Genomic DNA, 19,755 nt, shown 5'->3' on the forward strand with positions numbered 1-19,755 from the left:
GTAAATAGCGATCCACTTCTATCATACTTAATCCTGCGCGAAACGCTAAGTATTTATTAAACCCGCGGTCGAAGAAATTTACGCGCGTCTGACGTCTTTTCGTTATATGATCAATGAAAGAGATGAGGAGATGATGAAGATTTCGGGAGTGCGTATAGTCATTGTGGGGGGTGGCAGTTCTTATACACCCGAACTAGTCATGGGACTTTTGGAGGCTCAACGCTTGTCTGTCGATACATTGACGCTAGTGGATGTCCCTGCAGGACAAGAAAAAATGGACATTGTGGCGCACTTTTGTCGACGGCTGATTAAAAAGGCCGGTTCGGCGATACGGCTTGAGACGACATATGACCGGAAAGGGGCATTAGCGCAAGCCGATTTTGTCCTCACGCAATTTCGTGTGGGGGGCTTGGCGGCTCGGGCTCAAGATGAGCGCATTCCCTTGCGCTACGGTGCGGTAGGCCAAGAAACGGTAGGGGCTGGAGGTTTTGCTAAGGCATTGCGGACTATTCCTGTGGCTTTGGAGTTGGCCAAGGAGCTTGAAACGGTTAATCCCAACGCCTGGCTTATTAATTTTACCAATCCATCAGGCATGGTCACCCAAGCGCTCTTGCGTCACACGGCCATTCGCAGCATTGGCCTGTGTAATGTGCCTATTACTATAGCCAGGACCATTGCCAAAGCCTTGGCCGTTGATCCTGAAGCTGTAAGTCTGGACATGTTTGGTCTCAATCACCTATCGTTTGTCCGCGGTATTTACGTCAATGGACAAAATATCACAAGCCTCGTTCTCGAATTTTTAAAGAATCCTCAAACTGCGGTGGCCAATATTCCAGATCAGCAGTGGAATGCCGAGGTGATAGGCGCGTTGGGCATGGTCCCCAATCCTTATCTACAGTACTACTGGAATCCCGGGGAAATGGTTCAGAGGCAGCGTCAGGAAGTGGAGGCGGGACGCGGCACCCGCGCGGACATTGTGATGAAGGTCGAGCAAGAGTTGTTTGCAGATTACCGCAACCCCGAACAAGTCACTTTGCCGGAGGCATTGATGCGGCGCGGGGGCGCGTATTATAGTGCGGTGGCAGTTATGCTGATAGAATCCTTGGCGTTAAATCAACGCCAAGAAATTATTGTGAATGTCCGCAATGGGCAGGCTTTGCCGGAATTGCCCGAAGACAGTGTCGTAGAGGTTCCGGCGATGGTGGATGGCCGGGGGGCCATCCCCTTGACCTGCGGCCCGATGCCGGCATCTGTGAGAGGATTGATCCAACACGTGAAGGCCTATGAAGAACTGACGATTGATGCCGCGGTAACGGGAAGCCGTCAAACGGCTTTGGCAGCCCTAATGAATAACCCCTTGGTGCCGTCAGAAGAAGTAGCCCGGTATATCCTCCGTGACATTTTGCAGGAGCATGCGGCCTGGCTGCCGCAATTCGCATGATGGGCATGGTCTATATAGGGGTCGATGGGGGAGCTAGCAAAACCGAAGCGGTTTTAGCGCGTCACGGGAACATCGTGGCGCTTGCCCGCACTGGGCCGTCAAATCCTCAAGGTCCTGTGGGCTTTGAGGGAGCGATGGAGTCTATTACCCAAGCTGTGACGGAGGTGTTGCACCAAGCCGACCTCGCAGCAAACGAGGTGGATTACGCTGTGTTGGGCTTGGCTGGGGCAGACTTTCCTGAAGACGTGGCCAAAATGACTCAGGCGCTCAAGATGCGCTTGCCGGGTCTTAGACTGCGGGTAGTAAACGATACGCAAATTGCGTTGGTGGGAGGCAGTCGCAGCGGATATGGCATTGCCGTTATTTGTGGCACAGCTACCAATGTGCTGGCAAGACATCCCGATGGCCGCGAATGGACTATTGGTGGCTTAGGCTATGAAATGGGTGATTATGGGGGCGGGATAGATTTGGCGCGCGAGGTGCTTCATGTGGCATTTCGCAGCGCCGAAGGCCGAGGCCCTAAAACGCTGTTAGAACAAGGAGTGCTGGCCAAAATGGGCCAGCCTGATTATCTGGCTTTGCGCCGTGCCATGTATTTTAGGGAAATTCATCCCTACGCCTTCTTGGCGTTGGTGCCTTTATGTTTTGAAGCGGCAGCTCAGCAGGACCGCGTTGCGATTCATCTTTTGACAACCATGGCTCGGGCATTGGCGGACAGTGTAAGAGCAGCGGCGGCCGCGTGGCCGGTAGACAAGGACCGCGTGGAGGTCGTGACCGTAGGCTCCTTATGGAACGGAGCCTCTGATATTTTGCAAAGGCATTTTACCCACTGGTTAACGCGCCGATATCCTGCTTGCGAGGTGCACACTCCCCTGTTATCCCCGGCGGCCGGAGCGCTGTTAATGGCCGCTGATTATGCGGGCAACAAAGAGCGTGAAGAATTGCGCCGCCAACTGGTGATGCAAGAGGAAGTGGCGCCTGAGGCCTAACTACAGGCTTTGGGGCATCTCAAACAGCGTGCGGATGTCGTGGCGCCTGGCGCCTGGGCACACAATGGTGATAATGTCTCCGGCCTGCAGCGTAGACGACCCCCGGGGCACCAAATGTTCGCGGCCCCGGGTGATGCCAATCACCAGAGTGTCTTCCGGTAATTGCAAGTCGCGCAAGGGGACGTGCAGCGCCTCGGGATTGGTGACGGTTAAGTCGAGGGTCGATGACCACAGCCTGCTGTCAATGATGCTCGCTGCGGGTGAACGAATCATGGTTTCTAAGAGCTGCATGGAGGCGACGGCGGCCACGAAGGGAACAAGGCCGGAGTTTTGCGCCTCCTCTAATCCTTCTATTGGGACATCAACAATCACGTGGTCAATTTGCAAGGTATCCGCAATGATAGTGCCCCAGCGCAAATTGCGCTCCCACGCTTCCGTGCCCAAAACCGCTGCCGTACGAACCCGTGGCGCTAAATCACGCGCGGCGGTGACTAGGGCTTCGATATTCTCGTAGGTAAATACCCGGTATTCGTCATCCGCGAGGTGGGCTGCCATAGGACGCGTCCAATGATTGGGCCCCACCAACACAATGTCATGGCGCGCGGGTGGCGGGGCTGGGCTCAAACGATGAAAGAGCGGTGGGAAAATGAAGGCCGAGAGGACCGAAGTCATGACCATGGCCAGATAAAGAGATTGGGATATGATGTGCGCTTGGTATAAGATGAGCGAGCCGGCCACGGTCACAGAGAGTCTTGTTGCTAAGAGTGTTGCCATGGCAAAAGCTCGGGAGCGAGGAAAAATCCGCGTCAGCAACCAGGCCGCTCCGGCGCTAATCGCTGCGACGCCGCCTAAGAAGATAGCGGTAAGGATCCAGATATGGTTGGAGGACAACGCAGGGCGTAAATTGAGGTTGGAACCGACCGTCACAAAGAAAAAGGGAATGAAATAGCCAAAACCTAAGGCGTCGAGTTTGTCTTGCAAAATGGGGCGGTCGCGTCCGGCAATCATGGAAACCACGATGCCAGCTAAGAAGGCACCTAATACGGTAATGGTGCCAAGCGTATCGGCAAGGGCGATGAAGAGCGTGATAATCATCATGACCCCACGCACGCCAATTTGTCCCGTTACGCTATCTTGGCCCCTTCCAAACCACGCACGGTGTAAGAACTTCGAGGTTGATTTCGCAATAAGTGCAGGAATGAATAATAAGAGCACTAAAAATATTCGCAACACGGCGCCGTGTTGGTTCAGCGCGGCCAGCGCTGTGACACCAAGCAGGCTGCTAAAGTCGACCACGAAGCCAATCGATAAAATCCACTGGCCAAAGGTTGTCTCCACCAGTCCACGCTCCTTGAGCGTAGGTAAGAGCACGGTCGGGGCACTGCTGCCGAGAAGCAAGGCGACGGCTACCGTATGGTGAATAAGGCCCCAAGACCAAAAGGCAAAGGCTTCAACAAATGCTAAAACCATCCAGACCAAGGCGATAGGCCAGAGCCATTGGCTGTGAGGTAAAGTTCCTGGGCGCCTTTTAAGCCAGGAATCCAAATTGGTTTCAAGTCCGTAGAGGAACATAATATAAGACAAGCCAAAGAGTGAGAGAAAGCTAATAGGGCCGGAATTATGAATCCACTGCAGTCCGCTTTTGCCAAAAATAAGGCCTAGGAGAATTTCAGCGGCGGCAAAGGGAATTTTAGCTTTTGTCCGCAAAAGAACCCAGGGCACCATAAGGGCAATGATCGAGACAACCAGAATCGAGACAATGATATGTGACATAGTCCTGCCTTTCTCAAGATGTGCAACGTGTTATTGGTCCCACATAGTGGGTGAGCACGGCGACTATTCGAAGAGGCTCACGTCTAAACTGCCGGATTGCTCGAACTCGGTAAACAAGATACCATAGACCTATGAAACGTTGGCAGACCTATACCCTAATGGGAATTATGGCTGGGCTCACAGCGGGTTGCGGATGGGGAAGGCCGCAAGCTATTTCCCATGCAACAGAACCTAAAACGGTGAAGGCTCAAATTCTCGCGCGCATGGGCAATTGGCAAGCGATACGGGCCGATGTCCAGGAGACCATCGTGGTCGATCACCATCCCGCCAAAGCCTTGGAATATCAGGTTACCAGTGATTTATCTCATGGGCAATACGTTGTCTTTCTATCAAAGCCTACGCCTATGGATTTTTATGTCAATGAACATGAAACCATATGGTACCCGCAAAGCACTCACCATTATACGGTATTGCCCAGTTTGCCCGCAGCCGACGCGCCTTTGGGAGTCGTGGCCCAGATGCCTTCGCTACTTCGGGAGGCACATGTCACAGCGGCTGCCATCAAACATAATCTCGTCACGTTGCAGATGACCGTCAATTTTCCGACCTCGAGCAATTCAGCACAAATGCGCGTGACCTATAATACAAAAACTAATGTCTTGACTCAATGGCAGGCCAAGTGGGGCTCGACGCAGATTACGGAAAATTTTTCCCATTTTCAAGTGAATCCATCCGTGGCAGCGGGGACGTATTCGTTTGTGCCTCCTGCGGGCGTCACCTCCGATGTGGCCCTGTCGCAGGTAGGCACTGCGTTAAATGCCGCTAAAAGTGCGGTCGACTTCCCTATTGCCCTGCCTCCGGCTAATGCTGATATGACGCTCAACGCCATCAATATTGGCACCAATGCCCAAGGTCAACGGGTGGTGATAATGAGTTTCACCGCACAAGATGCCAATCCGGTGGTTATTACCGAGAAGGCGCAGGTCCACGCTTTGGTCGGATTGCCGGATAAGGACTTAACTGCAACGACAGCGAATGTGGGGGCGCTTACGGTCTTTTTAGGAGCGCTGCCCGACAATATGGAGGAAGCAGCATTTCTTGTGCGTAAAACGGAGGTCATTGTTGAAGGCGAGACGAGCGTGATTAACACTTTGCTAAATGCCTGGGGCAATGAGCCGTCTCTCGCACCGAGCACATAATAGGCCAAAGGCCTCCCTTTATACTTCATCTACTGGAACCCGGCAACAGAACGTCCCCAGTCGTAGCAGGCATGGTACAATGATTAACAAGTTTCAAGGAGGGGGCCCCCATGAAGCAGGCTGGCTGGGGATTTTCTTCCGGAACATTTGGCGAACTGGTGCAGGGTGTTATTGATCAGACTCCATTCCTGGTAACGATACCGATCCGGTGGGGAACCCGGGCCAAATTTATTCCGGGTGAGAATTCTGAGGTTGTGGTCTATCCGAGGCATCGTAAGAAAGCGCAAAAGGCAGCCCTGTTGGCTTGCCAAGCCTTGAAAAAACCGGGAGGCATTCTAAGCATCTCTTCGGTTATACCCATAGGTAAAGGCATGGCGTCGAGTTCCGCCGACATTGTTGCCAGCATGCGCGCTGTTGCAGCGGCATATGACCGCAGTCTGTTGCCATCGACGATGGCGCGTTTGGCCGCACAGATCGAGCCGTCGGATGGGGTGATGTATCCGCATATGGTGGTCTTTGATCCCGTCAAAGGCATCTTACTGGAAAAATGGCCGATGGCGCCTTACGCCGTGATTGTCGGACTTATCGGACCCGGACGGGTAAACACGGCATTACATCACCGAATGCGCGAATCCTACACCGCCCATCAGCAACAACGCTTAGCGCAGGCGTTAAAAATCGCACGGGAAGCCGCGCATGCACGGCTGGTTTCGCAAATGGGACAAGCGGGATTAATCTCCGCAGAGGTGCAGTGGGAACGGAATCCGGAAGATCGGCTATTGGGCGTGGTGATTGAACAAGCCCATCAGCAGCAATGGGGTGTGGTGACAGCGCATAGTGGGACGGCGCGAGGCTATTTGTTTTCACCACGTGATTTTCACACAGGGGCCATTCTCAAAGCCGAGAGGTTTTTGCGTAGTTTGCAAGCCGGGCCCGTGTTTCGTTTTTGGACGCTCACCCGTCCTGTAGCGACAGCGGGACAATTTGACATTGTCCTTAGCAATGATCGCCATGAGGCATAACAAGGAGCCCGGTTTAGCCGAGCTCCTTAACGGTAAGAGCGGTACCCTACCGGCGTATCGGCCAGCCAACTAATGGCCAAACCAAAGGCGAGAAGACTTAAAAGAAAGAATAAGGAGCTCGTAGCTCCAAAATTTGAGGCAAAAATGCCTGGGGCCAGCATGAGCCCGTTGTTGACCAGAGGGCTTACAAGATCAAAGAGCGGTAAACCGATAATCATCCAAAAGATCCATAATGCCCCACCAAGTGCCATGCCTTTGCTCCATGGCGATCCTTTGAGGCGCGGAGAAAGCCACTTCTGGTATTCATAAGCGACGAGAGTGGCTCCCAAAATTTCTAGGATGTAGCCCAGGACCGCGGCTAGGCGTAAGTTCAAGGTGATCAAAGTACCGTCCCATAGTGCGACATTCAAGGTGGGGGATCCTGCTACGGGGGCTAGGGTCAGAAGAGCAGTAAAGACGGTCGTGCTTATCACGCCTGCCAATAGCGCGCGCGGCCAAAGATCTGATGTATGCTTCATAATGTGCCGCCTTCTTTCTTAAATCGGTAGTGGGTACATTGGGTGCCTGTCACCACAATGTACGCCGGAAATGTGGGGACATGCGCGGTAATTTTAGGCAAAGTGGTGACAAACATGCAGCGCTTGTTTGCGGCCGAAGGATTTCATGCGAAAGTCAAGCCCGCATGGTATCTAACTTGGGCGACATTGTCTCAAACCGGGATGTCTTTTGTGCAACAGGGAATCATCGTGATGGGATTTCTTTTTGCCGTGCGGTATCATTTGGACTTCGCGGAAATTGGTCTGGTCACGACCTCGATGAGCTTAGGCATGATGGCGAGCATGGTCTTTATGGGCATGTTAGCCGATCGATGGGGACCCCGCCGGCTTTTGCGCTGGGGCGCAGTGGTTATGGCGGTGCTTGCAGCTCTTTTAACACAGATACGAGGTTTTGACAGCCTTTTAGGCATGTTCTTCCTGCTGGGTATCAGTTTGGCCGCTGTGCCCATGGCGGGGACAAAGGCGGTCTTCACCGCCTTTCAAAATCGTGCTCGGGGTATGCCCATGGGGATTCGGCAAACGGGTGTGCCTTTAGGGGCGGCACTGGCCGCCATGATTTTGCCCGTTTTAGCGCTGCATGAGGGGCTCAATGCGGTCTACGGATTGTTTGCTGTGGAACTCTTTGTGGTGGGCTGGATTTTTTCGAGTGTCATCGAACCATCTGTTAAGGCGCCAGCGGCTGTACCCAAGGTGCAGAGCAAACTGCCTCGGTCTTTATGGACACCGGCTACCGTGTCCGTTTTGATGGTAGCCGGCCAATACTTTCTTATTACGTTTACTTTAGAGTATTTGCATCGGTTTCGCCATTTTACGTTATCTCAGGCGGGATTTGCTCTAGCCTTGGCGCAAATTGGCGGAGGCATTGGGCGTATTGTTTTTGGGGCCTATAGTGACCGGACTGGGGCTAACCGTCCGCGGACGATCAGTCAGATTGCTCTTTTAGCTTTTATTATGGTGGGCTTTGTCGTATTCCTCCCGCAGCATATCGGTTTTGGGTGGATTTGTCTTGTTTGGTTTTTGATGGGGATGGGGGCTATTGGCTGGAATGCGTTGTCTTTAACGTGGGCGGCAGAAACGGTGCTCCCTGAGCAGGCAGGTATGGCAATGGGATTTGTCGGGACGGTGGTGTTTTTAGGATCGGCCTTTTTCCCGCCTATACTCGGAGCTGTTATTGACAGTACTCACCATTTTCGGCCCGCTTGGGGTTTGTTGGCGTTTATATTGCTGGGGGCCGGGTTGCTGGCCTATCAGGCGAGCAAACCGCTGCGTTTGTCCTAACACTGGGTGCCACTTGGTGGAACAAGGTGATAGAATGCCCAAAGAATAGGAGAACGAGAAAGTAGGCGAGATCATGATTCGTTGGGGCATTATGGGCACGGCTGATATTGCGCGAGGTGGGTTTCTCCCCGCCTTACAGGAAGCCGGGGGCGGTGAAGCGTGGCTGGTGGCATCGCGTGATATGGAAAAAGCGCGCCAATTTGCAGCGCAAAACGGGGTTGTAAAAGCTGCGGGTGATTACCATGCCATTTTGGAAAGTGACGAAGTCGACGCGATTTATATTCCCTTACCTAATCATGCTCACTATGAATGGACGATGAAGGCGCTAAAAACGGGCAAGCCGGTCGTGTGTGAAAAACCCTTAAGTGGGTCGTGGTCCGAGGCAGAAGCCTTGATCAAGGAAGCACAGCGGACGCACGCATTGTTGTGGGAAGCGTATGCCTTTCAGTTTCAACCACAATGGTTGCGGGTGCAGCAATTGGTATGGGAAGGGGCTATTGGGGATCATGTAGAAATCCACGGGACCTTTAATACGGTTTTGGGGCGGCCTGGGGATGCACGGTGGTTTAAAGCTTTTCAAGGAGGTGCGTTGAATGATCTAGGTTGTTATCCTGTTCATGTCACGTCCTTGTTGCTGAAAGACTTGCCTGGGGATGTGTGGGCGCGTGCGCATGTGCCTCAGGAAGTTGATGAGTCGGTTTGGGCCGTTTTGCGTTATGCTGGCATGCAGCAGTTAATCATGAATGTGTCTTTTGTTCGGCGCTACGACACGCAAACGCGAATCATTGGTTCAGAAGGCGAAATTCGTTTGTCAAATACGTATCATCCGTCTGCTCGCGATGCCGTGGAAATTCGCACGGCGCAGCGTGTTGTCAAAGAATATACCATGCAGGGACAAAAACCTTTTACGGATATGATCCGCCATGTCCATGCCGTGATGCAAGGAGTCAGTGAGCCTATCCAGTTGGTACGGGATGTGGCGTGGCCGACGCTTTGGACGATGGAACAAATTCGCAGCCGCTGGAGCACGGTGAGCTAGAATGAAAGGACGAACAGCGATGATGGGGTTAGACGCGAGCAAGGTGTTTCCGCCTACGTTTCAGTGGGGAGCGGCGACCGCTGCCTATCAAATAGAAGGCGCCGCCCAAGAAGATGGCAGGGGCCCTTCCATTTGGGATGACTTTTCGCACACACCTGGTAAGACCTATCACAACGATACGGGCGATATCGCTTGCGACCACTATCACCGGATGGTCCAAGACGTTGACTTGTTAGCTCAGGTGGGCGTGTCCCATTACCGCTTTTCAGTCTCATGGTCTCGCGTGTTTCCCCAAGGCCATCTGCGGACTGTCAATCCGTCAGGTCTGGCGTTTTATGACCGTTTGGTAGACACCTTGCTGGACCGAGGCATTACACCCGCGCTTACCTTATATCATTGGGATTTGCCCAGTGCCTTGCAAGCTCAGGGGGGGTGGACTCAGCGCGGGACGGCTGAGATATTTGCAGACTATGCAGGATTTTTGGCCGAACGTTTGGGAGACCGTATTCCGATCTGGATTACCCATAATGAGCCGTGGTGCACCGCTGTTTTAGGGCATTTGCTGGGGGAACATGCGCCAGGAGTGCGTGATCCCGAACAGGCGTTGCAAGCAGCCCACCATGTGCTGCTGTCCCATGGATTGGCGTCGCAAGCTATCCGGGCTGCAAGGCCTAAGGCGCAAGTTGGGATTACCTTAAATTTGACTCCGGCCTATGCCAAGAACGAGCAGGCACCAAATCAGGCAGCGGCGCATTTGCAAGATGTGTTTTCAAACCGTTGGTACTTAGATCCCTTGTTTCGAGGAACTTATCCTCAGGAGCTGGAAATTCTATTCGGCAAAATGCCTGAGATGGGGCCGCGCGATATGCGTATCATTGCCCAGCCGTTGGATTTTTTAGGGATTAACTATTATTTTTCACAAGTGGTTGAGGCTGTGACGGACAAGCTCTGGCCCGCGCGCATCGTTCCGCCTCAAGGGCCGGTGACGGCGATGGGATGGCCTTTGATGCCTCAGGGGTTAACCGACCTGTTGATGCGCCTAACCCACGAATACGGCCCGGTGCCTCTTATAATTACGGAAAACGGCGCGGCCTATGATGACGTGGTGTCTGAGGGGCGCGTTCACGATTCCGCGCGCATCCGTTACTTAGAATCGCATATTGCCGCGGTGGCTGAAGCGATGAAACAAGGGGCCGATGTCCAAGGATATTACGTGTGGTCCCTTATGGATAATTTTGAGTGGGCCTTTGGGTATTCTAAACGCTTTGGCTTATTGTACGTTGACTATGCAACCCAAGAGCGCATCTTTAAAGATAGTGCGTTGTGGTACCAGAATTTTCTGAGGACCGTAAAGCGCTGAATACTTTGGTGATGAACCGCGGTGGCTTCTTCGTAGATGTGGAATCTTTTGGTTATAAGCTCGGTGACGGGTACCAGGTGATTGCGTTGCAATCCCAGTCTCTAACGGACGGGTCAGGCAGGCGGAAGTGCATAGGGAGGTCAAACAGGGAAAACGCCAGTCCTTGACGATGAGATTACCTTCGACGGCAAGGGGGGGTCAAGAGTTTCGCTTTGCGCTTTGCCTAAACAATGAGCCAAGCCGGGAGTTGCACCAAAAGGCTTGGCTCATTGTTTAGTGACTGCGACACATTCGTATCATTCATTGAAGGCGCCGATGCATTCGATGATATCTTACGCCGGGGTAAAGAACCGGCTGGCCCGTTATAGGAACGTTTACGCCGTTGCAGGCTCAAGCCTTCTTCAGGATGGAGCCTGCAACCGCCCGGAAGTGCAGACGTTGGCATGTCATTGCCAAGGTGCGCCTTCCGTGCAGTGGGTGCGTTACACCACCTCCGTCAAAGAGTCCAACAGGCTTAGCGTTAATCGCACGCGTGCCGGATCGCAGCTTCGTAATCCAGGTAGCGCATTAGAATGTGAATAAAATCCTGCCGTTCCGCGGGTTGAAGTCTGGCGATGGCCTGTGCCGCGCTGCTATGGATAAAGAAGTCGAGGTCGGCCAGCATTTCTTGTCCCTTTTGTGTCAAAGAAATGACCACCAGACGGCGATCATGCACGTCACTTCGTCGTTTTGTCCAGTGTAGCGCTTCGAGCCCTTGGGTTAGGCGGGTCAGCGAGGTGGCCCGGATTCCTAAGGCTTTTGCTAAAGCGCCGGCGGTTTTGGGTCCTGTCCGGAGTTGAAAGAGGCAACGAATTTGGGCAAGGCTTAAATGATGTGTTGTAGACAATTCTTCGAGAATGGGTTCAGCGGTCAATATGGCATCAAAGAATATATGTAAGGCCATGCTCCGATCATTGCGTTCCACTCGAAAATTCCTCTCTTCTGCTATCGCATGAGACGGTGCAGCCGTCGTGAAAATCATGCCAGATACGTTGTCGTTCGAACAGAAGGCGCGAGAATCTTTGTATATCCTGCACGGATTTTAGGCCAGTCCGCCCACGATTATCAGAAGACGCTGGAGATTATGCAGGAAATTTGGCGTTCGCCGCGAATATATGAAAGTGTTAGGTAGCAATCGATGAGTAAGGATTGAAGCGTTTATCATTCCTTAAGATGCTTACTCATGGATTGCTAAAGGTAGAGGAGGCAATGGCAGGATCATGCGAGGCAAAACAGCTTTAGCGTTGATAGGTGCAAGCCTGATGGTGTTATCGGGGCCTGTCATGGCATACGCCGCATCATTGCAACAATTGCAGCAGGAAGAAGCTCAGGCCCAATCGCAACTAGCGCAGGAACAAAGCCAATATGCTCAGACGCAAGCCGCAATCAATCAAGCAGCTGCTCAAATTAGCTCTTTGAACCAAAAATTAGCTCAAGCCCAAAATCAGATAGGGTCGACAAATCAACAATTAGCGGTAACGAATGCGCAAATGCAAAAAACCGCCGCTCTATTAGCCAGCACACAAGCCCAATTGAGTGCGACAGAAAATGAATTGAATGCCACGCAAGCCAATTATCAAAAAACCAAGGCACTGGTTGCCCAGACCCAAAATAGCCTTATCCAGGAAAGTAAGCTATTAAGCGGACAACTGCAGCTGATTGAAGAACGAGGGTCTATTGGATATTTGGACGTGCTCCTAGGAGCCAATTCTTTCAATGATTTTGTCAGCCGATTGGATTTATTGGGCCAAGTCGCGGGACAAGCGGCCAGTGAAGTGAATGTGATTAAAGCTGAAGAAGCCCAAGAGACCAAGGAAAAAGAAAGCTTGAAAGCAGAGGCGCAATTATTGTCGGCCGCGCAGGCATCTTTAAGCGCGCATCAGTCGCTCCTCCAACAAGAACGCAATTTGTTAGCGAGTCAAGAAAGCCAAGCCTTGGCACTACATAATCAAGCCGTATCTGACGCGCAAAGTGCGGCCAGCACCATCGCGGTACGGCGACAAACCGAAACGCAGTTGCAAAATCAACAGCAGCAACTGTCACAAAATATGGCGGCTCTGGGCAATCGCATTAGTGAAATTGCTTCCCAGATTCAATCATTGCTATCTCAGTTCAATCAAGGCAACTTATCGCAACGCGCCTTGTATAACGCGATGCTTCCTCTTGTCACACCGATTGCCCAACAGGAGAATTTGCCTCCAGCCCTTGTCATTGCGGTGATTACGGAAGAATCAGGGGGTAACGCGAATGCGGTCAGTTCTGCTGGAGCAATTGGGCTCATGCAATTAGAACCAGGCACTGCAGCCGTCTTAGGCATTTCACCGTCAGAGCTCTATAATCCTGAAGAGAATCTTTTAGCCGGGTGCCTTTATTTAAGGGAGATGCTGAACATGTTTGGCGGCAATCTTTCTGTGGCATTGTCGGCTTACAATGCAGGACCTGGCGCTGTGCAGGCAGGCGGGGACCGCGTGTTGCCGTATACAGTCGGCTACGTGGATAATATTGAGAGTCTCTATGCGATGTATAGTCAATGGTAGGGTATTTTTAAACCCCTTCCGTTGGGTTATTAGGGGGAGGGTTACCTCCCGAATTGGGTGAGGGATGGGATAAGGGGCGATAATGGCGCATCAGAGCCAGTGCCCCTAAAATCAGAGCCATGGCGCCTCCCCAATAGGGATTACCCCAAAATGACAGCATAAGACCGGCAGTCGCGACGACGGCCAACCATGATCCGCGAAAGCGGGTCTTTTGCGTTGCAGGAGGGATTACGGCTAAGACGAACGCAACAAGAACTCCAAATGCTGCAGGAAGACGGAGATCGAGCTGAGGCGCTTGCGCATTGGCATGCATGAGGAACAAAATGGCGTCGGCCACCACATAAAGCGCAGGCGGTAGACTCATAGCAATGGGCAACCATGATTTTTTAGGAAATATTCGCCTTAACGCCAACATCATCCAGACCGCAAGGAGGGGGGGAAGCCATGCGGCCCAAAAAGCGGGAAGACTATAAAAGAAAGGAAATAAAGGAACTTTCGCGATTAGATACGGCCGAAATAAAGCGGATTCCAACCACAACGCCGATAAGATAAGCCAGGGAATGCGGGCTTTCCATACCATCACCTTCACGCTCTCCTCTCTAGTGGAACAATTACCCTCAGTATGCCCGCAGAGGAGTAAAAATAGCCCAAGCAACGAAACCTATAGCACAGGGGATGAGAAAAGTGCTATTGTAATATATCGGGCAAAATTTTTCCGTCACGGACTCTTTTTTCGAAGATGGCGGTTGAACATTGGGAATCACAGAGTTTGCCGCTTTTTCCCGTGGAGCCCGCAGCGATTTGGTGTAAAAGGCGGTAAACCTCCGCGTTATTAAGGGGCGTTCCCCTGTGGAGGATATACAAGACGAGTAATTTGCAAAATGCGGAGGGGATCCGATGCAAAACCGGTGGTTTCGAGGCGTCATTACGATTGTCCTGGTTGTTTTGTTTATTTCCACCCTGATGGACATACTTAACGCCCGTACCGCGCCTGTCCAGGAACAAGCGTATAGTTCACTGATTAGCGCCACCCTTAAGCATCAAGTGAAGACGGCCGACGTGAATTCTTCGCAGCATGTGGTGACTTGGACCAATGCGCAAGGGCAGCATTATGAAACGGTGTATGCGCCTGGCGATACCAGTGCTCTGAGTACTCAATTATATGCTAATGGTGCGAACGTCACGGTCACCAAACCGTCCAGTTCGGCGATGTGGGTCGGCTTAATCGGTGACTTTTTGCCGGTGCTGATTGTCATTGGATTTGTGTTTTTCTTTTTCCGGCAAAGTCAGGGCGGCAACCGGATGATGTCCTTTGGCAAGACTCAAGCCCATTTGCAGGCGGATAACTTGCCCAAGGTCACCTTTGCAGACGTCGCAGGTGTCGATGAAGAAAAACAAGAGTTGGAAGAGATTGTTGACTTTCTGAAAAATCCTAAGCGGTACATGGACATGGGCGCACGCATACCGAAAGGCGTTTTGCTCTTTGGCTCGCCTGGTACCGGTAAAACGCTTCTTGCGCGTGCGGTGGCAGGAGAAGCGGGGGTTCCATTCTTTTCGGAAAGTGGGTCAGGATTTGTTGAGATGTTCGTCGGTGTGGGGGCATCTCGGGTTCGCGATCTCTTTGAACAAGCTAAGAAAAATTCGCCCTGTATTTTGTTTATTGATGAGTTGGATGCGGTGGGCCGCATGCGTGGAGCGGGATACGGCGGAGGCAATGATGAGCGTGAACAGACTCTAAACCAGTTGCTGGTGGAAATGGATGGTTTTGGGGTCAACGAAGGCGTTATTGTGATGGCCGCCACCAACCGTCCGGACGTTCTCGATCCGGCATTATTACGCCCGGGCCGGTTTGATCGTCAAATTATGGTGCCGCGGCCCGACCAAAAAGGACGACGGAAGATTCTCGAAGTCCATGTGGAAAACAAGCCCTTGGATTCTGATGTGGATTTAGACGTGATTGCACGGAGAACGCCAGGTTTCACGGGGGCCGATCTAGCGAACTTGGCTAATGAGGCTGCACTCTTGGCTGCTCGGGAACGGCGGAAGAAGATTACGATGCAAAACTTTGAAGAAGCTTCAGAGCGTGTGATGGCGGGCCCGCAGAAAAAGACTCGCGTGTTGTCTGAATTCGAAAAGCGTGTAGTGGCGTTCCATGAGGGGGGTCACACGCTTGTGGGAATGTTGGTGCCGCACGGGGATCCGATTAATAAGGTGACGATTATCCCTCGGGGCATGGCCATGGGCTATACCATGCCTATGCCAGAAGAAGACCGTTATCTGATTACCAAAGAGCAGATCTTGGATAAAGTGGCGATGTCTTTAGGTGGGCGCGCTGCAGAGCAAATTGTGTTTGGCGAGATTTCTACGGGGGCGTCCGATGACCTGGAGAAGTCAACCAAGATGGTCAAACAAATGATTACTGAGTTTGGGATGTCCGAGGAACTAGGTCCGATGACTTATGGTACGCGCCAAGATCAAGTCTTCCTCGGACGAGACTTGATGCGCCAGCGTAATTACTCGGAAGAAGTGGCCTCAAAAATTGACCAAGCGATTCGGCATATCGTCATGCAGCAATATGAGCGCGCTAAATCGTTACTATTGCAGCACCGCATCACCTTAAACCGCATTGCGATTGAATTGATCGACCGAGAAACGTTAGATGCGGCACAACTAAAAGAGATCTTACGGGCGACAACCTAAAAGAAAAGAGCGCAGAAGCGCTCTTTTCTTATTTGGGCCAGACTAATTCAAGATTGTGGGGGGTAATAACGCGGGCCCCGTCCTCGCTGTTGGCTACGGGCATGCGCTTCATTGCACGCTCAGCCACCACATCGAGGATAATTTCGGGAGGACGGGGATCCTCCTGCATAATTAGGTTAAGAGCGGCTCTGTCAATTTGAACCCAGCGTTCTTGACCTGAGTTAGGGTCTTGAACAGCGACTCGCAGCCATTGTGTATCGGCAGAAACATTTACTCGTATCGCCACGTAAATCCCCCATCCGCCATCTCCTCACGCCGCCGGATTCGCGTTAAAGGAAACACCTTATTGGCCATCAATTGATCACCTGTATAATAAACGTTTGTGACCGTGCGGGCGTTACTATAAATGAATGAAAAGGCTTTTGTCTAGTGAATTCCGTCGAATGACTGAATATCGGATGTGGTTCTCGCCCCTGTGCCTTGAATAAACGTGTTATAATTTTGGCGCGTACAATGTCTTGCTGGCCTATCGCCAGGTGCCATTTATGAAAGAGGGGAATCTATGGCTCCGCGATTCCGTATGTATTTCAAGATTGTCTTGGCCATGGTTATTGATGCGATTATGATTAACGCTTCGGTGTACCTAGCCTTGTATTTGCGGTTTGATGTTCCCTATATTCCACGCCAGTATCTCCAACCTTACCAACATATTGCCATTTATTTTACCCTTACGACAATTCTTTTGTTGTGGGTCACACGCATTTATCATCGGATGTGGCAATATGCGGGTTCGCGCGATGCTCAGGTGCTCATTGGATCGCTGTTGGGGAGTGTTGTGTTTTTAGACGGTTACTTGCTTCTAGACAAGGCGGCGCACTATCCCCGTGGCGTCTATGTTCTTTATGTGCTGTTTGCCATGGCTTTAGTGGGAGGCTGGCGGTTTCTCATTCGCTCGTACTATGACATTACATGGATGCCGAAAAGCAAGGCGGCTCCGCGTGTGCTCATTGTGGGGGCTGGTAAAGCAGGCCAATTAGTTGCCCAAGAATTAGCGCGTCACCCCGAAGTGGGACAAGCGGTGGGGTTCTTAGATGATGATACGGCCAAACACGGGATGCAGATTGGAAACCTCAAGGTCTTGGGAACGACAGAGCAACTTCGGAGCCTTCTGCGTGATCACCACGTCGATCAAGTCCTCTTTGCAATTCCTTCGGCATCCGGTAAAGTTTTGCGTCCATTAGTGGACCAATGCCGAGACCTGAATGTGAAAACGCGTTTATTGCCTGCCATAAATCAGATGATTGGTGGTCAGGTTCTGGTAAACCAAATTCGTGACATTCAAATCGAAGACTTGCTGCAGCGCGAGCCGGCGGTGGTTGATTTGGCTGAGATCGCGGGATATATTACGAATCGCACGGTGATGGTAACGGGGGCTGGGGGCACGATTGGATCCGAACTCTGCCGGCAAGTGGCGCGTTTTAATCCCCGTTGTCTTGTGCTGTTGGGTCTTGATGAAACGTCAATTTTTGATATTGAACAGGAAATGCGGGCCAGCTATCCGGAGATGCGGGTAGCGCCAGTGGTGGCTGACTTGCGCGATTTAGGCCGTATACAACACGTTATGGAACAGAATCGTCCAGAAGTTATCTTTCATGCCGCGGCTCACAAACATGTGCCATTAATGGAAATCCAACCTCCCGAGGCGATTCGCAACAATGTTGAAGGGTTGTGGGGTTTCCTTGATATGGCTCAAAAGATGCATGTCGAGCGCTTTGTGTTTATATCCACGGACAAGGCCGTGAATCCTACTAGTGTCTATGGGACTACCAAACGTATCGGAGAAATCCTCGGGGCTATTTACGCTCAAAATACGCATATGCGATTCGTTACGGTGCGCTTTGGCAATGTCTTGGGCTCGCGCGGTAGTGTCTTGCCCACCTTCCAACGACAAATTGCACAAGGGGGACCGCTGACGGTGACTCACCCCGACATGGTGCGGTACTTTATGACCGTTGCCGAAGCCTGCCAATTGGTTGTGCAGGCAGGTGCTATGGGCAAGGGCGGCGAAACGTTTGTGCTCGATATGGGTGAACCGATAAAAATTATGGACTTGGCCACAAATCTAATTCGGCTATCAGGCCTCACGCCCGGGGTGGATGTGGATATTGTCTTCACGGGTTTGCGTCCGGGCGAAAAACTATATGAAGAGCCCTTAACGCCAGAAGATCAAACCAAAGCGACCAAAAATTCTCGGATTTTTATCCATACAGGGGACGTCCCCAATGCACGCCGCCTCCTGCCACTGCTAGAAGAATTGGTCGAGGCGGGGCGCAGAGCGGATGAACCGCGAATTCGACGGCTGTTGAAAGAAATTGTCCCCGAATACCAGCCCCAAAACAGCAATGTGGCAGCGCTGCCGGGGATGGGATTGTCGACGACAGGAGGAGAAGCCCGTGCTCACTGAAAACGCGCAGACAACCTATTTTGAGCAGTTAATGGAGCGCTTGGCCACGCGCACCGCGGTGGTGGGAGTTGTGGGCCTCGGCTACGTGGGTCTTCCCTTGGCCGTGGAGCACGCGGCGGCAGGCTTTTTTGTCATCGGACTCGATGACAATTTAAGCAAGGTCGATCGAGTCAACAAGGGGGACAATTATATTCCTGATGTGGATTCGGATCTCTTGCGAAGCCTCACTGCGTCGGGCAAGCTGCAGGCGACTGGGGATTATGAGCGCCTGACAGAAGCCGATGTCATCATTATCTGTGTTCCGACACCCTTGACGACGAATAAGGAGCCCGACCTTTCCTATATTCTAGCGGTAGCTGAAAAAGTTCGCCGTATTATGAGACCAGGCCAATTGATTGCACTGGAAAGCACGACCTACCCGGGGACAACAGAAGAGGTTCTTGAGCCTATTTTAGAAACCAGCGGCTTACGCGTAGGGGATGAATTTTTTCTGGCTTTTTCTCCAGAACGTGTCAATCCTGGGGACGCGGTGTATAAGACGGGCAATACACCTAAACTTGTGGGCGGGGTCACGGAAAAGTGTCGGCAAGCGGCGACACTGTTATATCAACAGTCGATATCGCACGTGATTCCGGTGTCCTCCCCACGCGTGGCAGAAATGTCTAAGGTTTTCGAGAACACCTACCGCGCGGTCAATATAGCTTTGGTTAATGAGTTGGCCCTTCTATGTGACCGGATGAATCTTGACGTATGGGAAGTGTTGCAAGCGGCGGGGACCAAACCCTTTGGTATTCAAATCTTTCAACCGGGTCCTGGTGTGGGCGGACACTGCATTCCCTTAGATCCCTTCTACCTTAGCTGGAAAGCCCGCGAATACGATTTCCCGACGCGCTTTATTGAGTTGGCAGGCGAGATCAATTTACGCATGCCCTACTTTGTGGTCGACAAAGTGGTGCGCGCGATGAATGGACAAAAAAAGGCGGTGAACGGCTCCCGTATTCTTTTGTTAGGCGTGGCGTATAAAAAGGACATCAATGATGAACGCGAATCGCCAGCTCTTAAGATTTTCGAACTGCTTGAGCAGCAAGGGGCGGTCGTGCAATATCACGATCCTTATGTTCCTGTGGTCAAACCCCATACCTTCTTTTCTCGTCAAATTCGGTCGGTGCCCTTGACGCAGGATTTGCTAGAATCCCAAGATTGCGTCGTTATTACGACGGATCACTCGACCGTAGACTATGCTTGGGTTGCGCAACACAGTGCGCTAATTGTTGATTCCCGTAACGCCTGCAAAGACCTTGGGAATCGCGACAATATTGTGCGCTTGTAAGAAGCTAAACCAGAAGGGTGGCACGAT

16 protein-coding genes are annotated in these 19,755 nt (G+C 52.0%); 11 read left to right on the forward strand and 5 right to left on the reverse strand.

All coding sequences use genetic code 11. The annotated features are described in order from the left end of the window. The first annotated feature begins 130 nt into the window (after positions 1-130). The gene (locus CO251_RS10030; protein ID WP_158246282.1) at positions 131-1,441 is read left to right on the forward strand and encodes a 6-phospho-beta-glucosidase; all 1,311 of its coding nucleotides are present in this window, start codon (positions 131-133) and stop codon (positions 1,439-1,441) included. After that, on the forward strand, positions 1,438-2,430 hold the full coding sequence (locus CO251_RS10035) for an N-acetylglucosamine kinase (RefSeq protein ID WP_103375679.1): 993 nt from the start codon (positions 1,438-1,440) through the stop codon (positions 2,428-2,430). Before CO251_RS10030 ends, CO251_RS10035 begins: the two co-directional genes overlap by 4 nt. On the opposite strand, the gene CO251_RS10040 is transcribed toward CO251_RS10035, so the two are convergent. Beyond that, on the reverse strand, positions 2,431-4,203 hold the full coding sequence (locus tag CO251_RS10040; protein WP_103375680.1) for a cation:proton antiporter: 1,773 nt from the start codon (positions 4,201-4,203) through the stop codon (positions 2,431-2,433). Positions 4,204-4,334: 131 nt separating this feature from the next. Here CO251_RS10040 and CO251_RS10045 point away from each other — a divergent pair, with 131 nt between their 5' ends. Continuing rightward, complete coding sequence (locus tag CO251_RS10045) at positions 4,335-5,402, forward strand: hypothetical protein (RefSeq protein ID WP_103375681.1); 1,068 nt, start codon at positions 4,335-4,337, stop codon at positions 5,400-5,402. Between the two features lie 110 nt (positions 5,403-5,512). Continuing rightward, positions 5,513-6,424: a GHMP kinase gene (locus CO251_RS10050; protein WP_103375682.1), complete on the forward strand. Its 912-nt coding sequence runs from the start codon at positions 5,513-5,515 to the stop codon at positions 6,422-6,424. A gap of 26 nt (positions 6,425-6,450) precedes the next feature. Here CO251_RS10050 and CO251_RS10055 read toward each other — a convergent pair whose 3' ends face one another. After that, positions 6,451-6,942 (reverse strand): hypothetical protein, encoded by a 492-nt coding sequence (locus CO251_RS10055; protein ID WP_103375683.1) that lies wholly within the window; start codon positions 6,940-6,942, stop codon positions 6,451-6,453. Between the two features lie 114 nt (positions 6,943-7,056). Between CO251_RS10055 and CO251_RS10060 the strand changes: the two genes are divergently transcribed. From CO251_RS10060 to CO251_RS10070, 3 genes are all read left to right on the forward strand, one after another. After that, positions 7,057-8,259: an MFS transporter gene (locus tag CO251_RS10060; protein ID WP_207654670.1), complete on the forward strand. Its 1,203-nt coding sequence runs from the start codon at positions 7,057-7,059 to the stop codon at positions 8,257-8,259. A 73-nt stretch (positions 8,260-8,332) separates the two neighbouring features. Next, on the forward strand, positions 8,333-9,298 hold the full coding sequence (locus tag CO251_RS10065) for a Gfo/Idh/MocA family protein (RefSeq protein WP_103375685.1): 966 nt from the start codon (positions 8,333-8,335) through the stop codon (positions 9,296-9,298). Between the two features lie 19 nt (positions 9,299-9,317). Beyond that, positions 9,318-10,658: a GH1 family beta-glucosidase gene (locus CO251_RS10070; protein WP_242968535.1), complete on the forward strand. Its 1,341-nt coding sequence runs from the start codon at positions 9,318-9,320 to the stop codon at positions 10,656-10,658. A gap of 520 nt (positions 10,659-11,178) precedes the next feature. On the opposite strand, the gene CO251_RS10075 is transcribed toward CO251_RS10070, so the two are convergent. Further along, a complete protein-coding gene (locus CO251_RS10075) occupies positions 11,179-11,622 on the reverse strand; it encodes a MarR family winged helix-turn-helix transcriptional regulator (protein WP_158246283.1) in 444 nt (147 codons plus the stop codon). 295 nt (positions 11,623-11,917) lie between these two features. Between CO251_RS10075 and CO251_RS10080 the strand changes: the two genes are divergently transcribed. Beyond that, positions 11,918-13,234: a transglycosylase SLT domain-containing protein gene (locus CO251_RS10080; protein WP_103375687.1), complete on the forward strand. Its 1,317-nt coding sequence runs from the start codon at positions 11,918-11,920 to the stop codon at positions 13,232-13,234. A gap of 7 nt (positions 13,235-13,241) precedes the next feature. On the opposite strand, the gene CO251_RS10085 is transcribed toward CO251_RS10080, so the two are convergent. Further along, entirely contained in the window at positions 13,242-13,817 is a 576-nt protein-coding gene (locus CO251_RS10085; RefSeq protein WP_103375688.1) for a hypothetical protein, read from the reverse strand. 314 nt (positions 13,818-14,131) lie between these two features. Between CO251_RS10085 and ftsH the strand changes: the two genes are divergently transcribed. Further along, complete coding sequence (gene ftsH, locus CO251_RS10090; protein WP_103375689.1) at positions 14,132-15,934, forward strand: ATP-dependent zinc metalloprotease FtsH; 1,803 nt, start codon at positions 14,132-14,134, stop codon at positions 15,932-15,934. A gap of 28 nt (positions 15,935-15,962) precedes the next feature. Here the strand turns inward: ftsH and CO251_RS10095 are convergent, their stop codons facing one another. Continuing rightward, positions 15,963-16,220 carry a hypothetical protein gene (locus tag CO251_RS10095; RefSeq protein ID WP_103375690.1) on the reverse strand — a complete coding sequence of 86 codons (258 nt, stop codon included), beginning with the start codon at positions 16,218-16,220 and terminating at the stop codon, positions 15,963-15,965. Positions 16,221-16,496: 276 nt separating this feature from the next. On the opposite strand from CO251_RS10095, the gene CO251_RS10100 reads away from it, so the two are divergent. Both CO251_RS10100 and CO251_RS10105 read left to right on the forward strand, forming a co-directional pair. Beyond that, positions 16,497-18,398, forward strand: a complete 1,902-nt coding sequence (locus CO251_RS10100; RefSeq protein ID WP_103375691.1) for a nucleoside-diphosphate sugar epimerase/dehydratase — start codon at positions 16,497-16,499, stop codon at positions 18,396-18,398. 31 nt (positions 18,399-18,429) lie between these two features. Then, on the forward strand, positions 18,430-19,728 hold the full coding sequence (locus tag CO251_RS10105) for a nucleotide sugar dehydrogenase (protein WP_242968559.1): 1,299 nt from the start codon (positions 18,430-18,432) through the stop codon (positions 19,726-19,728). Positions 19,729-19,755 lie beyond the last annotated feature (27 nt).

The organism is Sulfobacillus sp. hq2, assembly GCF_002903155.1.
Lineage (GTDB): Bacteria > Bacillota > Sulfobacillia > Sulfobacillales > Sulfobacillaceae > Sulfobacillus > Sulfobacillus thermotolerans.